The organism is Cupriavidus malaysiensis (genome assembly GCF_001854325.1).
Classification (GTDB): Bacteria; Pseudomonadota; Gammaproteobacteria; order Burkholderiales; family Burkholderiaceae; genus Cupriavidus; species Cupriavidus malaysiensis.
This window is the reverse complement of record NZ_CP017754.1, coordinates 4126455-4141109: the sequence shown is the minus strand read 5'-3', so window position 1 is coordinate 4141109 and position 14655 is coordinate 4126455. Positions and strand designations below refer to the sequence as shown.

Sequence of the window (14655 nt, the reverse complement as noted above, 5' to 3'; positions counted from 1 at the left end):
TGCGCTGCTTACGTAGCTGACGTAGCTGCGGCCTGGCTGACCTCGCTCATCGCCAGCGTGGCGAAGGAGGCCAGCCAGTGCGTGCCGGCATAGTCGCCGGCCGCTGCGTGCGGCAGTCCGGCGGCCAGATGGTCAAGGCGTGCCTGCCGCGCCAGCGGCACCAGATCGGCCGGCAGCGAGGATTCCAGGCGTCCCCAGCACCAGGCACGCGACAGGTTCAGCCCGTCTAGGTGGCTGAGCTTGGGGTCGCTGCGATCACTGACCGCGACCGGCATCAGCCACTGGCCGAGTTCGCCTGCAGGCGGCGAGAACTGCTCCCACCATTCTGCAAAGCCACATCCGTCAAGGACCTGCCGCATCAGGACGGCTTCGACCAGCCCTCCCGACAGGAACTCGTCACCGCCGGGTTCGTAGCGCGCCGGATAGCGCCGGTCGCGGCCGAACCACCCGTGGGCCCGCGCAACCACGGCCTGGCGCAAGGCAGGGTGCGGCAGTGCATGGGCGTAGTCCAGTGCCATCACCAGGGCGAAGGCGCTGTTGAAGTGCGTGCCGGTACGGACCGGGAAGTCGGCGATGGCCATGTAATCGATCAGGCGCATCGCCAGCAGGTCGGCCAGCGGCGCGCATGCGGCGCTCCAGGGCACCGCGCGGGCGTCCCGCTGCGCCAGATCGATCGACTCCGCCTGCAGGCGCAGCAGCCAGGCCCAGCCATAGGGGCGCTCGAAGGTGGCGGCCGAGGGCCGTGCGAAGTAGTCGCGCTCGGCCGCGAGCGCTTCCGGGCGCAAGCGACGGTCAAGGGCCTCGCGGATCGATTCGGCGCCCTCCAGGTCCGGGAACAGGGCAAGCAGGCGTACCAGCAGCCAGTGCATGTGCACGCTCGAATGCCAGTCGTAGCTGCCGTGGAACACCGGGTGGTGGACAGCGGGCGGGGCCAGGTCGTCCGCCGAGGTCATCAGGTGATCGACCTTGCAGGGATAGGGCCGCTGGATGTTTTCCAGCGCGACCCGCGCGAAGCGGGCCGCCATGGCGTGGTCGAGCGCCGGCACCGCGCCGGCCGCCTGCGTATCGGTGGCGTTCAGGCCGGAGCCAGCCACTTCTCCACCAGCCGCACGAAGAAGGTCGAACCGATCGGCAGCAACTCGTCGTTGAAGTCGTAGCTCGGGTTGTGCAGCATGCAGGGGCCGATGCCGTGGCCATGCTCACGGTGCGCCCCGTCGCCATTGCCGATGAACAGATAGCAGCCGGGCCTGGCCTCGAGCATGAAGGAGAAGTCCTCCGCGCCCATGGTCGGCTCGACGTCGCCATCGACCAGCTCGGGCCCGACCAGTTCGCGCGCTACTTCGATGGCGAAGGTCGCCTCCGCCGCACTGTTGATGGTGGGCGGGTAGTTGCGATGGAAGGTGTACTCGATGGTGCAGTCGAAGGCGGCGGCCACGGCTTCCGAAACTTCACGCATGCGGCGCTCGATCAGGTCGAGCACGGGCACGGTGAAGGTGCGCACGGTGCCGCCGATCCAGGCCTCGTTCGGCACGATGTTGGTGGCGTCGCCTGCGTGGAACTGCGTGACGGAGATCACCGCGGTGTCGATCGGCCGCTTGTTGCGCGTGATGATGCCTTGCAGCGCCGAGACGATCTGTGCCGCGGTGAAGACCGGGTCATTGCCGTTGTGGGGCATTGCCGCGTGCGCGCCCTTGCCGCGCACGACGATGCGGAACTCGTTGCTGGAGGCCATCAACGGGCCTGCGCGCGTGCCGAAGCTGCCGGCCGGCATGCCCGGCCAGTTGTGCATGCCGAACACGGCGTCGCAGGGGAAGCGCTCGAACAGGCCGTCCTTGATCATTTCGCGCGCGCCGCCGCCGCCTTCCTCGGCAGGCTGGAAGATCAGGTGCACGGTACCGTCGAAGTTGCGGTGCTGCGCCAGGTAGTGCGCTGCGCCCAGCAGCATGGCGGTATGGCCATCGTGGCCGCAGGCGTGCATCTTGCCTTCGTGCTGCGAGCGGTGGGCGAAGGCATTGGCCTCCTGCAGCGGCAGCGCATCCATGTCGGCGCGCAGGCCGATGGTGCGCGGGCTGTTGCCGTTGCGGATCACGCCGACCAGCCCGGTGGTGCCGAGCCCGCGGTGTACCTCGATGCCCCAGGCGGCGAGTTGCTGGGCGACCACGTCGGCCGTGCGCTGCTCCTCGAAGCAGAGTTCGGGGTGCGCGTGGATGTCGCGCCGGATGGCGCGGATGTCGGCCTGGGCCTGCTGGATTTCGGGGATGAGCTTCATGGTGCCGGTACTTAGGCGATAAGCGATAAGGCGATGGAATACCCCGATCATACGACGCTGGCTCCGAAAGTGCCAAAGCAGGCAGCTCGCGCCGCCGCGCCGCGCGGGGGTTTCCCCGCATTGCCGGACGATGCGGCAAGCTGGAACAGTTAATGCTTGACGTACCCGGACAGCGTCGCACCGGCATGGCAGGGCCATCGCCCTGCACCAGCTTGCGGCAATGCGGCAATGCGCGCGCGACGCTCCATTCCAAGACTGCTTGGCTTCCCACAGGGAGAACGCACGATGTCCCTTCGCAACGTCAAGAAGGTATTCGGCGCAGCGATGCTGGCCTGGGCCATGAGCCTGGGCAGCGCCGCGCCGGCGCAGGCCGCGGACCTGAAGCTCGCGATGAGTTCGCCGCCGACTTCGATGGATCCGCATTTCTATAACCTGTTCTCCAACATCAACGTCTCGGAGCACATCTTCGACAGCCTGGTGAAGCTCGATCCGGACAGCCGTGTCATCCCCGGCCTGGCCGAATCGTGGAAGCTGGTCGACGACCATACCTGGGAATTCAAGCTGCGCAAGGGCGTCAAGTTCCACGACGGCGCCGAGCTGACCACCGAGGACGTGGTGTGGTCGCTGGACCGGCCGGCCACGATCCAGAACAGTCCCGGCAAGTTCGATGTCTATACCAAGGCCATCGTCGGCAAGAAAGTCATCGACAAATACACCATCCAGCTCCGCACCGCACAGCCGTATCCGCTGATGCTGAACGACCTGACGTCCATCTTCATCGTGCAGAAGAAGGCCACGCAGGGCCTGAGTTCCGACGACTTCGCCCAGGGCAAGGGCATGATCGGCACCGGGCCGTTCAAGTTTGTCAGCTATGCGCGCGACGACCGCGTCGAGCTGGTGCGCAATCCCGACTACTGGGGAACCCGGCCGGCCTGGGACAAGGTCACGCTGCGCTTCATTCCCAACCCCGCCACGCGCCTGGCGGCGCTGCTGTCGGGCGATGTGCAGGCGATCGAGAACGTGCCCACGCCCGACCTGCCCAAGGTGCGCAGCGATCCCAAGCTGTCGTTCTTCTCCAAGATCTCGCATCGCGTGATCTATCTGTACTTCGATGCCAAGCGCGACAAGTCGCCCTACGTCACCACAAGGGACGGGCAGCCGATGGACAAGAACCCGCTGAAGGACGCCCGCGTGCGCCGCGCCATCAGCATGGCAATCAACCGTGAAGGCATCAAGGACCGGTTGATGGAGGGCCTGGCGGAGCCGACCAACAACCTGGTGCCACCCACGCTGTTCGGCTACAACCCCAATCTCAAGACGGTCAAGTACGATCCGGAAGGCGCCAGGAAGCTGCTGGCCGAGGCCGGCTATCCGAACGGCTTCGGCGTGACGCTGCATACGCCCAACAACCGCTATGTCAACGACGAGAAGATCGCGCAGACCATCGCGCAGAACCTGACGCGCGTCGGCATCGTCACCAAGGTCGAGGCCATGCCGATGGCCACCTACTCGGCCAAGGGCATCAAGCATGAGTTCTCCTTCGGCCTGCTCGGCTGGGGTGCGCAGACCGGTGAAGTCAGCTCGCCGCTGCGCGCGCTGCTGGCCTGCGAAGACTCCAAGAAGGGCTTCGGCACCACCAACTGGGGCGAATACTGCAACCCGAAGATGGACGTCGTGCTGGAGAAGGCGCTGGCGACCGTGGACGACAAGGAGCGTTCCAGGCTGCTGCAGGAAGCCACGGCGATCGCCATCGATGACGGCGGCATCATCCCCATCCACCACCAGGTGACCACCTGGGCCACGCAGAAGGGCATCACCTACGTGCCCCGCACCGATGAGCGGACCTATGCGCACAACTTCCGCCCGCTTTGAGGTCCGGCGCCGGGCCGGCCCGCAGGCTGGCGCCTAGCGCCGCAGAAGCGGCCGCGGCGGCGCCGGCGCGCGCGCAAGCGTGTTCCGGACCGCCGCGGGCGGCTTGCGACTGACGCCCACGGGCAAGGGGAACGATCCGATCATGCTGGTCTTCATCATCCGCCGCCTGATGCAGAGCGTGGTCGTGCTCTTCGTCATGTCGCTGCTTGTCTTCCTCGGCGTCTTTGCCATCGGCAATCCTGTCGACATCCTGATCAACCCGCAGGCCGACCAGGAGGACATCAAGCGCACCATCGCCGCGCTCGGCCTGGACAAGCCGCTGTGGGAGCAGTACCTGGTGTTCCTGCAGAACGCGCTGCACGGCAACCTGGGGATCTCGTTCGCGCACGGCACGCCGGCGCTCAAGCTGATCTTCGAGCGCATGCCGGCCACCATGGAGCTGGCAGTGGCCGCCATCCTGATGGCGATCGTGCTCGGCATCCCGCTCGGCCTGTGGGCGGGACTGCGGCCGCACGGGCTGGCCAGCAAGTCCATCATGACGGTGTCCATCCTCGGCTTCTCGCTGCCGACCTTCTGGGTGGGGCTGATGCTGATCATGGTGTTCGCGGTGCAGCTCGGCTGGCTGCCCTCCAACGGCCGTGGCGAGACCGTGCCGCTGCTGGGCGTGCCGGTCAGCTTCCTGACCGTGGACGGCCTGCGTCACCTGGTGCTGCCGGCGGTCACGCTGGCGCTGCTCAACGTCGCCATGGTGATCCGGCTGACGCGCGCCGGCACGCAGGAGGCCATGCTGCAGGACTACGTCAAGTTCGCGCGCGCCAAGGGACTGTCCAATACGCGCATCGTCGGCGTGCATGTGCTCAAGAACATCCTGATTCCCATCGTCACCGTGATCGCGCTGCAGTTCGGCTCCATCATCGCCTTCGCCATCGTGACCGAATCCATCTTCGCCTGGCCCGGCATGGGCAAGCTGATCATCGATTCCATCCAGCTGCTCGACCGGCCGGTGATCGTGGCCTACCTGATGGTGATTGTCACGTTGTTCATCCTGATCAACCTGGTGGTCGACATCGCCTACAGCATGCTCGATCCGCGCGTGCGTATCGCCGACAACAAGGGCTGAGCCATGACCGATGCAAGCCTGCAGGCTGACAAGCCCGACCCGCAGCCGGCCGCGCTGCGCGAGCAGACGCCGCTGCGCCGCTTCGCCGCGCAGTTCCTCGCCAGCAAGCTGGCGGTGGGCGGCCTGGTGGTGCTGGTCCTGATCGTGCTGGTGGCGCTGCTGGCGCCGTGGCTGGCGCCGCAGGATCCCTACGACCTGGCGGCACTCGATGTGCTGGACGCGCGCCTGGCCCCGGGCGAGCATGCCGGCAACGGCATGGTGTTCCTGCTCGGCTCGGACGAGCAGGGCCGCGATATCCTGTCGGCGGTGATGTACGGGCTGCGCATCAGCATCGGCGTGGGCCTGGTCAGCACGGTGATCGCCCTGCTGCTGGGCGCCACGCTGGGCCTGCTGGCAGGCTTCCTGGGCGGGCGCACAGAAGCTTTCATCATGCGCGTGGCCGACCTGCAGCTGTCGTTCCCGCCCATCCTGCTGGCGCTGATCCTGCTGGCCTTCCTGCGTCCCGGTATCGGCAACATCGTGATCGCGCTGGTGGCGGTGCAATGGGCCTACTACGCCCGCACCACGCGCAGCGCGGCGCTGGTCGAGCGGCGCAAGGAGTACATCGAGGCTGCCGCCTGCCTGGGCCTGTCGCCTGCCCGCATCATGTTCCGCCACCTGCTGCCCAACTGCCTGCCGCCGCTGATCGTGATCGCCGCGCTGCAGGTGGCGTCCGCCATCACGCTGGAGGCGACGCTGTCCTTCCTCGGCCTGGGCGTGCCCATCACCCAGCCCTCGCTCGGCTCGCTGATCTCGAACGGGCAGCAGTACATGCTGTCCGGCAAGTACTGGATCAGCTTCTTTCCCGGCATTGCGCTGCTGGTCACCATCGTCTCGATGAACCTGGTGGCCGACCAGTTGCGCGACGTGCTCAATCCGCGCCTGCAGACCCAATGAGGACGATCCCGGAGTGTCCATGAACAAACCGACCTTGCTGGTCGAGCACCTCGAAACGCAGTTCTTCACCCGTGCCGGCGTGGCGCGCGCGGTCGACGACGTCTCGTTCTCGGTCGGCCGCGGCGAGATCATGGGGCTGGTGGGCGAATCCGGGTCGGGCAAGTCGATGACGGGATACTCGATCATGGGCCTGATCGACGCGCCCGGACGCGTGGTGGGCGGACGCATCGAACTGAGCAGCCGCGACGGCGTCACGCGTGACCTGCGCCAGCTCACGCCCGAGCAGATGCGCAACGTGCGCGGCAACCGCATCGCGATGATCTTCCAGGACCCGATGATGACGCTCAACCCGGTGCTGCGCATCGATACCCAGATGATCGAGGCGGTGCTGGCACACGAGAAGGTCGGCAAGGCGGCGGCGCGCGAACGTGCCCGCGATGCGCTGGCGCGGGTCGGCATCCCTTCGCCGGACGAGCGGCTGCTGGCCTATCCGCACCAGTTCTCCGGCGGCATGCGCCAGCGCGTGGCGATCGCCATCGCGCTGCTGAACAAGCCCGACCTGATCATCGCCGACGAGCCCACCACCGCCCTCGATGTCACCATCCAGGGACAGATCCTCTATGAGATGCAGAAGCTGTGCAGCGAATCGGGCACGGCGCTGATCTGGATCACCCATGACCTGTCGGTGGTGGCCGGGCTGGCCGACTCGGTCTGCGTGATGTATGCCGGCAAGATCGTCGAGGCGGGCGATGTGCACCAGGTGCTGGAGCGGCCGGCCCATCCGTACACGCACGGGCTGATCGCCTCGGCGCCGTCGCGCAATCCGCGCGGCGTGCCGCTGCGCCAGATCCCGGGCATGACGCCTTCGCTGCTGAACCTGCCGGCGGGCTGCGCCTTCCGCGCCCGCTGCAGCTTTGCCACCGAGGCCTGCCTGCAGCCACCGCCGCTGGAGACGGGGGCCGACGGCCGCCGCCTGCGCTGCTTCCACCCCATCGTCGTGCAACCGGAGGCCGCATGAGCACAGCTGCCGCACCACGGCCGGCGCCGGCTACGGCCGCTGTTCTTACCGCCACGCCGGGCGCACCCCTGCTGGAGATGCGCGGCGTCTCCAAGCGCTTCGTCAAGTCGCTCGACGTGGCCGCCAAGGTAGCCAACCTGCTCGGTGCGCACGCGCGCGAAGAGATCGTGCACGCGGTGGACCGTGTCGACCTGGCCATCCAGCCCGGGGAGGTGGTGGGCCTGGTGGGCGAGTCCGGCTGCGGCAAGTCGACGCTCGGACGCATGGCGGTCGGCCTGCACACACTGAGCGAAGGCGAACGCCTGTGGAAGGGCGTCGACCTGGATCGCCTGCCGCCCGAGCGCCGGCGCGAGAAGCAGCTCGCCATCCAGATGATCTTCCAGGATCCCTATGCCTCGCTGAACCCGCGCCTGCGCGTGGTCGACATCATCGGCGAGGCGCCGGTGGTGCACGGCCTGGTGGAGCGGGGCGGGCAGCGCGCCTACGTGGAGGACATGCTGGTGCGGGTGGGCATGGACCCGACCGTGCTGCGCCGTTTCCCGCACCAGTTCTCAGGCGGGCAGCGCGCCCGCATCGGCATCGCGCGCGCCCTGGCGGTGCGGCCGGAATTCCTGGTGTGCGACGAGTCGGTGGCCGCGCTGGACGTGTCGATCCAGGCACAGGTGCTGAACCTGTTCATGCGCCTGCGCGAGGAACTGAACCTGACCTACCTGTTCATCAGCCATGACCTCGGCGTGGTCAAGCACATCAGCGACCGCGTGGTGATCATGTACCTGGGGCGGGTGGTCGAGTCGGCGCCCACCGAAGCGGTCTTCGCCGCGCCCAACCATCCCTATACGCAGGCCTTGCTGGCCGAGGCGCCCCGGCTGGAGGTGGGCAAGAAGACCTTTGTGGCGATCCAGGGCGAGATCCCGTCGCCGCTGAATCCGCCGCGCGGCTGCCATTTCCACCCGCGCTGCCCGTACGCGATGCCGCGTTGCCGCGAAGAAGTGCCGGCGCTGCGGGAAATCGCGCCGCTGCGCTTCTCGGCCTGCCACCTGAACGACCAGGCATAGAGCGCCCGCCGGTGCGGCACCGCTCAGCGGATCACCTGGCCGCGCGAGTTGATGATGGTCATCTCCACGAACTTGGAACCCACGTGGTTGTCCTGCGTGAAGTTGATGATGTAGCCGCCGAGGTCGACGTTGCGCATGGTCTCCAGCGCGCTGACCAGCTTCTCGCGCGAGGGCTCCCGGCCGGCGCGGCGCAGGCCTTCCACCATGGCCTTGGCGGCGATGAAGCCCTCGATGCTGGCGTAGTCGTAGTCGTTCGACTTGCCTGCCGCCTTCAGCAGCCGCAGGTACTCGCGCACCACCGGCAGCGTGGCATTGCCCGGGTGCGGCATCACCTGCGAGATGATCACGCCGCTGCCCTGCGCGCCCACCTGCTGCGCCAGGGCCTGGGTGCCGACGAAGGACACGTTGTAGAACTGCCCGTTGTAGCCGCGCCGCAGCGCTTCCTTGACGAAGGCGCCGGCGGTCCGGTACGCGCTGATCATCACCACCGCATCCGGCTTGGCCTTCATGCTGCCCTGCATGGCATCGCCGATCTCGGCGGTATTGCGCACCACGCCTTCGCGCGCCACGATCTGCACGCCGCTCCCCGATGCCGTCTTCAGCGCGCGTTCCAGGCCGGCCAGGCCGGCCTTGCCGTAGGCATCGTCGTTGTAGACCACCGCCACGCGCTTGAGGCCGGTGGTCTCGATCTGGCGCACGATGGCCGCGGTCTCCTCGTTGTAGCCGGCGCGCACGTGGAAGGCGTAGCGGTTGAAGGGCTCGCGCAGGGACTGCGACCCGGTGAAGGGGGCGAAGAACGGCACCTTGGCTTCCGTCGCCAGCGGCAAGGCGGCCTGGCTGGGCTCGGTATCGACGTAGCCGAACAGGGCCAGCACGCGGTCCTGCTCGATCAGTTCGCGCGTGTTCTTGGCCGCCGTGTCGGGTTCGTTGTAGTCATCGAGCGACTTGAGCTCGATCCTGCGGCCGTAGATGCCGCCCTGCTGGTTGACGTAGTCGAAGTAGAGGCGGGCCCCCGCGCCCAGCTCCTTGCCCAGCATCGCGGTCGGGCCGCTGAGGGCGGCCGACTGGCCGAGCAAGATGGTGTCGCCGCCGGCGGCCTCCGCCCTGCCGGCACTGCTACGGTTGGCGGCGGCGGTGGCGGCGTAGGAGCCGCCGGCGCCGATCGAGCCGATGGCGCATGCCACCAGCAGGCCGGCAATGCGCCAGCGTTTGACCCCGATCTGCAATTGCATGGTATTCCCGTCGAAGCGGTGATGTTTTACCCATGGCCGCCCGCTCTGCGCCGGTGCTGGCCCAGCCTGCCGCACCCGGGCGGGCGCGGCGCGCCGGCACATCATAATCGAATACAATCGAAGCCGAGAAACTTCCCCGGGCGGCATGCCGGCCGGCGACGCCGGCGTACAACAGGGGCAGGCCGCTGCACCCGCGCCGGAACGGTCGGGCGGGCGTCCGCCAGGCCCGGCCGGGCCTCCCGCGAGCGTGTTCCACCCGCCGCCCGCTGCCCTGGTCCGCCGCGCCGCCTGCGCGCTCCGCGCCAGCCACCGGCGCCGCCCGCCGAAGCCGCTCGGACTTCCCCCACAACCCGAACGCCGAAGGACGGCGCCGCGACGCGCCGCACGGTGCCGCCATCGCCCCGGAGATCACATGGCCACTCGCATCATCCGTGCCGCCTGCCCGCACGACTGCCCCGATACCTGCGCCCTGCTCGTCACCGTCGAGGACGGCCGCGCGGTCAAGGTGGCGGGCGATCCCGACCACCCGGGTACGCAGGGGGTGCTGTGCACCAAGGTATCGCGCTACACCGAGCGCACCTACCACCCGGACCGGCTGCTGACGCCGATGAAGCGCGTGGGCCGCAAGGGCGAAGGCAAGTTCGCGCCGATCGGCTGGGACGAGGCACTCGACCTCATCGCCACGCGGCTGGGCCAGATCGCCGCGCGCGATGCGCAGGCCATCCTGCCCTACAGCTACGCCGGCACCATGGGCCTGGTGCAGGGCGAGAGCATGGCTGCGCGTTTCTTCCACAAGCTGGGCGCCTCGCTGCTGGACCGCACCATCTGCGCCAGCGCCGGCGCCACGGCGCTGCGCTATACCTATGGCGCCAGCGTCGGCATGGACGTCGAGCATGTGACCGAGGCCAAGCTGATCGTGATCTGGGGCGGCAATCCGATTGCCTCCAACCTGCATTTCTGGACGCGCGTGCAGGAAGCCAAGCGGCGCGGCGCTACGCTGGTGGCGATCGATCCCTACCGTTCGCTGAGTGCGGAGAAGTGCCACCGCCATATCGCGCCGATGCCGGGTACCGACGGCGCGCTGGCGCTGGCGCTGATCCATGTGCTGATCCGCGACGACCTGCTCGACCACGACTACATCGCACGCCACACCGTCGGCTTCGAGGCGTTGCGCGAGCGCGCGCAAGCCTTTACCCCCGCGCGCGCGGCGCAGATCTGCGGCATCGCTGCCGATGACATCGAATGGCTGGCCGGCCTGTACGGCCGCCTCGCCGTGCGCGAGCACCTGCCGGTGGCGATCCGCCTGAACTACGGCATGCAGCGCGCCCACGGCGGCGGCCAGGCGGTGCGCGCGGTGGCCTGCCTGCCGTCTCTGGTGGGCGCCTGGCGCCAGCCGGCCGGCGGCCTGCAGCTGTCGACCTCGGGCTTCTTCCCGGTCGACGGCCAGGCGCTGCAGCGCCCGGATCTGCTGCCGGGCTGGCCGGCGCTGCCGCGCACGGTCAATATGTCCACCATCGGCGACGCACTGCTGGATACCGGTAACGGCGCGGGCAGGCCGAAGATCGAGGCGCTGGTGGTCTACAACAGCAATCCGGTGGCGGTGGCGCCCGAGTCGGCCAAGGTCGCGGCCGGCTTTGCGCGCGAGGACCTGTTCACGGTGGTGCTCGAACACTTCCGCACCGATACTGCCGACTATGCCGACGTGCTGCTGCCCGCCACCACGCAACTCGAGCACGTCGACGTGCACAAGGCCTACGGTCATACCTACTTCCTTGCCAACAATGCCGCAGTCGCGCCGCTGGGCGAGGCGCTGCCGAACACCGAGATCTTCCGCCGGCTGGCGCAGCGCATGGGCTTCGCCGATGCCTGCTTCACCGACAGCGACGAAGACATCGCCGCGCAGGCCATCCTGCGCGACGATCCGCGTGCCCAAGGCATCAGCTGGGAGACCCTGAAAGCACGTGGCTGGCAGAAGTTGAACCTGCCAGCGGCACCGTTCGCCGACGGTGGCTTCCCGACCGCGTCCGGCAAGTGTGAGTTCTACTCGGAGGCGATGCGACGCGACGGCCTCGATCCGCTGCCAGCCTACGTGCCGCCTTACGAGGCACCCGCCACCGCACCGGAGCTGGCCTCGCGCTACCCGCTGGCGATGATCTCGCCGCCGGCCCGGAACTTCCTCAACAGCACCTTCGTCAACGTCGACAGCCTGCGTGCGACCGAAGGCGAGCCGCACCTGGACATCCACCCGGAAGACGCGGCGGCGCGCGGCATCGAGGCCGGCACGATGGTGCGCGCCTTCAACGATCGCGGCAGCCTGCTGGCGCGCGCCCGCGTCACCGATCGCGCGCGCCGGGGCCTGGTGGTGGGCCTGTCGATCTGGTGGAAGAAGCTGGCCGCGGACGGCAAGAACGCCAACGAGCTGACCAGCCAGCGGCTGACCGACCTGGGCCGCGCGCCGGTCTTCTATGACTGCCTGGTGGAGGTGGAGCGCGCCGATGGCGTGGTGTCCGCCCCGGCGGCGGAGATGGCCGCGGCGCCATGAGGGGACGGCCGGCACGCGGGCTTGCCGCAGCCTCGGTGCCGAAGGTGGCCACGCGTGTGGCGCTGGCCGGCGCGCTGGTGGCTGTGCTGCTGCTGTCCGGCTGCGACACGGTCCGCTACTACGCGCAATCGGTCAACGGCCACCTGAGCGTGATGGCGCAGGCCAGGCCGCTGGACGACGCCATCGCCGACGCGCGCGCCGCCAACGACGTACGGCTGGCCCAGCGGCTGGCGCTGGCCGGCGAGATCCGTGCCTATGCCTCGCGCGAACTCAAGCTGCCCGACAACGGCAGCTACCGGCGCTACGCCGACCTGCACCGTTCCTTCGTGGTGTGGAGCGTGTTCGCCACGCCCGAGCTGTCGATGACGCTGAAGACCTGGTGCTTCCCCGTGGTCGGCTGCATCTCCTACCGCGGCTACTACGACCAGGCCGATGCCGAGCGCTACGCGGCGCAACTGCGCAGCGAGGGCCTGGAAGCCTATGTGGCCGGCATTCCCGCCTACTCCACGCTGGGCTACTTCGACGACCCGCTGCTCAATACCTTCGTCCACCAGCCAGCCGGCGAGCTGGCGCGCCTGATCTTCCACGAACTCGGCCACCAGGTGGTCTACGTGCGCAACGACACGGCCTTCAACGAGTCCTTCGCCACCGCCGTCGAGACCGCCGGCGTGGCAGGCTGGATGGCGCAGGAAGCCACGCCGGAGCAGCGCGCCAGCTACCGGCAGTTCGACCAGCGCCGCCAGCAGTTCCGGGCGCTGGTGCTGGCCGCGCGCAACCGGCTCGACGCGCTCTACCGCTCGCCGCTGAGCGACGCGGAGAAACGACGGCGCAAGGCCGAACTGCTCGCCGAGCTGCGCCGGCAGTACGCCGGCCTGAAGGCGGGCTGGGGCGGCTATGCCGGTTACGACCGCTGGTTCGCCGGGCCGCTGGTCAACCCGCAGTTCGCCGCGGTCGCGACCTACCAGCAGTGGGTGCCGGCCTTCCTGGCCCTGCTGGCGCGCTGCGGCGGCGACTGGGAGCGCTTCTATGCCGAGGCCCGGCGCATCGGCGACCTGCCGCCGCCCGAGCGGCAGGCCGCGCTGCGTGCGCTGGCGCCGCCGGCGGCCGAGGATGCCGGCTGGACCGACGTGGCGGTCCCGGGCGGAGGAGAGTCGCGCGGTGCGGCCGCTGCTTCTGCCGGGGTCGCCGGGAGCGCCAAGGGCGAGATGCACGGCGCCGCGGCCGAACCGCGCTGACGGCCTTGCGCGGCCAGGCAGGACTCGGTGCAGCGCGGCTTTGTGCTCAGCCGGCGGCCGGGCGCCTCATGCGGCAGGCCGAGGGCAGGTCCAGCGCGCGCGCCGGTGTCACGCTGTCCTGGCGGAAGCCGTACTGGGTGCCCTCCGCGCCCACTTTCACAGTCTTGCCGTCGACCGGTACCACCGTGGACACCACCTGCGGCAGCAGCAACTGGTGGTCGCTCTTGCGCATCATCACTTCGCCCAGCGGCGAGGCGTAGCGCAGTCCCTCCAGCGCGAACGCGACCTTGGTCGGATCGTCGCTGCCGGCACGGCGGATGGCTTCGCTCAGCAATTGCACGGAGACCAGCACGCGCGGCGCGAAATACTCGCCGGCCGGGGTTTGCCGCACGCGCGCGGCCAGCGGCGCCAGCACGGGATCGTCGCTGTTGGGCAAGGCTTCCGCGACCCAGGTCAGGCGTCCCATTCTTGCCTGGGCGATCGCTTGCACGGTGCCTGGCGCACCGCCGCCGCTGTGGTTCAGGTAGCGCGCATCGTAGCCGATCTCTCCGGCGGCCTTGATCAGCAGGTTCAGGTCCTGGCCCCAGTTGCCGGTGACGACGGTGTCGGCGCCGCTGGCCTTGGCCTTGCCCGCATAGGGAGCGAAGTCCTTGACCTTGCCGAGCGGGTGCAGCGTCGCGCCGACGAACTGCACGTCCGGCCGGGCGGTGGCGATCATCTGCTGGCCGAGCGCCGCCCACATGCGTCCGTGCGCGTAGTCCTGGTTGATCAGGTAGACCTTGTGGATGTCCTTCTGGCCGCGCGTGAAGTCGGCCAGCGCGCGCATCTTCATGGCGGTGTTGGCCTCGGTGGCGAAGTGCCAGAAGCTGCAGCGCGCGCCGGTCAGGTCGGGGTCGATCGACGCATAGTTGATGATCAGGATCCGGTGCTCCGGATTGCGCTCGTTGTGCTTGCCGGCGGCCTCCACCAGGGCGCTCACCACGGCGGAGCCGGAGCCGCCGGTGAACACCGCGCGCGCGCCGGCGTCGATCGCGCTCTGCAGGGCGGTGAGGGCATCCTGGGCCGAGAGCTTGTCGTCGTAGCTGAGCAGCTCGTACTTGCGGCCGAGCACGCCGCCGCCGGCGTTGGCGTCGTCGAGCGCGAACTTCAGGTTGGCCTGGAACAGCTCGCCGACATTGGCCAGCGGCCCCGACAGCTGGTCGATGAAGGCTACCTTGATCGGCGCGCCGCCGGCATCGTCGGCCAGCGCCGGCAGGGGGGCGGCGGCGACCAGCGCCAGGGCAGCCGCCCTGGCGGCACGGGCAAGGCCGGCCGGACGTCGTAGCGCGCCTGGCCGGTGGTGCGCGCCGGGGCCCGGCATCGCTGCGTTTCGCATG

At 68.9% G+C, this 14655-nt stretch carries 11 protein-coding genes; 7 read left to right on the top strand and 4 right to left on the bottom strand.

What is annotated here, in order from left to right:
- Nucleotides 1–8: 8 nt before the first annotated feature.
- Entirely contained in the window at nucleotides 9–1025 is a 1017-nt protein-coding gene (locus BKK80_RS18725; RefSeq protein WP_071070919.1) for a DUF2891 domain-containing protein, read from the bottom strand.
- A 50-nt stretch (nucleotides 1026–1075) separates the two neighbouring features.
- A complete protein-coding gene (locus tag BKK80_RS18720; RefSeq protein ID WP_071037859.1) occupies nucleotides 1076–2269 on the bottom strand; it encodes a M20 aminoacylase family protein in 1194 nt (397 codons plus the stop codon).
- Between the two features lie 285 nt (nucleotides 2270–2554).
- Between BKK80_RS18720 and BKK80_RS18715 the strand changes: the two genes are divergently transcribed.
- From BKK80_RS18715 to BKK80_RS18695, 5 genes are all read left to right on the top strand, one after another.
- Nucleotides 2555–4141, top strand: coding sequence for an ABC transporter substrate-binding protein (locus BKK80_RS18715; protein ID WP_071037860.1), 1587 nt, complete (start codon nucleotides 2555–2557; stop codon nucleotides 4139–4141).
- A gap of 142 nt (nucleotides 4142–4283) precedes the next feature.
- The gene (locus BKK80_RS18710) at nucleotides 4284–5261 is read left to right on the top strand and encodes an ABC transporter permease (RefSeq protein ID WP_071016599.1); all 978 of its coding nucleotides are present in this window, start codon (nucleotides 4284–4286) and stop codon (nucleotides 5259–5261) included.
- Nucleotides 5262–5264: 3 nt separating this feature from the next.
- Nucleotides 5265–6197, top strand: coding sequence for an ABC transporter permease (locus BKK80_RS18705; RefSeq protein WP_071070448.1), 933 nt, complete (start codon nucleotides 5265–5267; stop codon nucleotides 6195–6197).
- A 19-nt stretch (nucleotides 6198–6216) separates the two neighbouring features.
- The gene (locus tag BKK80_RS18700; RefSeq protein ID WP_071015630.1) at nucleotides 6217–7215 is read left to right on the top strand and encodes an ABC transporter ATP-binding protein; all 999 of its coding nucleotides are present in this window, start codon (nucleotides 6217–6219) and stop codon (nucleotides 7213–7215) included.
- Nucleotides 7212–8270 (top strand): ABC transporter ATP-binding protein, encoded by a 1059-nt coding sequence (locus BKK80_RS18695; protein ID WP_071015628.1) that lies wholly within the window; start codon nucleotides 7212–7214, stop codon nucleotides 8268–8270. Before BKK80_RS18700 ends, BKK80_RS18695 begins: the two co-directional genes overlap by 4 nt.
- Nucleotides 8271–8293: 23 nt before the next feature.
- On the opposite strand, the gene BKK80_RS18690 is transcribed toward BKK80_RS18695, so the two are convergent.
- Nucleotides 8294–9502: an ABC transporter substrate-binding protein gene (locus BKK80_RS18690; protein ID WP_071015626.1), complete on the bottom strand. Its 1209-nt coding sequence runs from the start codon at nucleotides 9500–9502 to the stop codon at nucleotides 8294–8296.
- A 412-nt stretch (nucleotides 9503–9914) separates the two neighbouring features.
- Here BKK80_RS18690 and BKK80_RS18685 point away from each other — a divergent pair, with 412 nt between their 5' ends.
- A complete protein-coding gene (locus BKK80_RS18685) occupies nucleotides 9915–12044 on the top strand; it encodes a molybdopterin-containing oxidoreductase family protein (protein WP_071070446.1) in 2130 nt (709 codons plus the stop codon).
- Complete coding sequence (locus BKK80_RS18680; protein WP_071070444.1) at nucleotides 12041–13279, top strand: aminopeptidase; 1239 nt, start codon at nucleotides 12041–12043, stop codon at nucleotides 13277–13279. The genes BKK80_RS18685 and BKK80_RS18680 overlap by 4 nt, the downstream gene beginning before the upstream one ends.
- Before the next feature lie 46 nt (nucleotides 13280–13325).
- On the opposite strand, the gene BKK80_RS18675 is transcribed toward BKK80_RS18680, so the two are convergent.
- Nucleotides 13326–14654: a branched-chain amino acid ABC transporter substrate-binding protein gene (locus BKK80_RS18675; protein ID WP_236903695.1), complete on the bottom strand. Its 1329-nt coding sequence runs from the start codon at nucleotides 14652–14654 to the stop codon at nucleotides 13326–13328.
- Nucleotide 14655 lies beyond the last annotated feature (1 nt).

What these genes read in the sequence shown, in the direction of transcription:
- BKK80_RS18725 (WP_071070919.1), bottom strand. Translation starts at nt 1,025, where the DNA reads ATGGCGGCCCGCTTCGCGCGGGTCGCGCTGGAAAACATCCAGCGGCCC.
- BKK80_RS18720 (WP_071037859.1), bottom strand. Translation starts at nt 2,269, where the DNA reads ATGAAGCTCATCCCCGAAATCCAGCAGGCCCAGGCCGACATCCGCGCC.
- BKK80_RS18715 (WP_071037860.1), top strand. Translation starts at nt 2,555, where the DNA reads ATGTCCCTTCGCAACGTCAAGAAGGTATTCGGCGCAGCGATGCTGGCC.
- BKK80_RS18710 (WP_071016599.1), top strand. Translation starts at nt 4,284, where the DNA reads ATGCTGGTCTTCATCATCCGCCGCCTGATGCAGAGCGTGGTCGTGCTC.
- BKK80_RS18705 (WP_071070448.1), top strand. Translation starts at nt 5,265, where the DNA reads ATGACCGATGCAAGCCTGCAGGCTGACAAGCCCGACCCGCAGCCGGCC.
- BKK80_RS18700 (WP_071015630.1), top strand. Translation starts at nt 6,217, where the DNA reads ATGAACAAACCGACCTTGCTGGTCGAGCACCTCGAAACGCAGTTCTTC.
- BKK80_RS18695 (WP_071015628.1), top strand. Translation starts at nt 7,212, where the DNA reads ATGAGCACAGCTGCCGCACCACGGCCGGCGCCGGCTACGGCCGCTGTT.
- BKK80_RS18690 (WP_071015626.1), bottom strand. Translation starts at nt 9,502, where the DNA reads ATGCAATTGCAGATCGGGGTCAAACGCTGGCGCATTGCCGGCCTGCTG.
- BKK80_RS18685 (WP_071070446.1), top strand. Translation starts at nt 9,915, where the DNA reads ATGGCCACTCGCATCATCCGTGCCGCCTGCCCGCACGACTGCCCCGAT.
- BKK80_RS18680 (WP_071070444.1), top strand. Translation starts at nt 12,041, where the DNA reads ATGAGGGGACGGCCGGCACGCGGGCTTGCCGCAGCCTCGGTGCCGAAG.
- BKK80_RS18675 (WP_236903695.1), bottom strand. Translation starts at nt 14,654, where the DNA reads ATGCGAAACGCAGCGATGCCGGGCCCCGGCGCGCACCACCGGCCAGGC.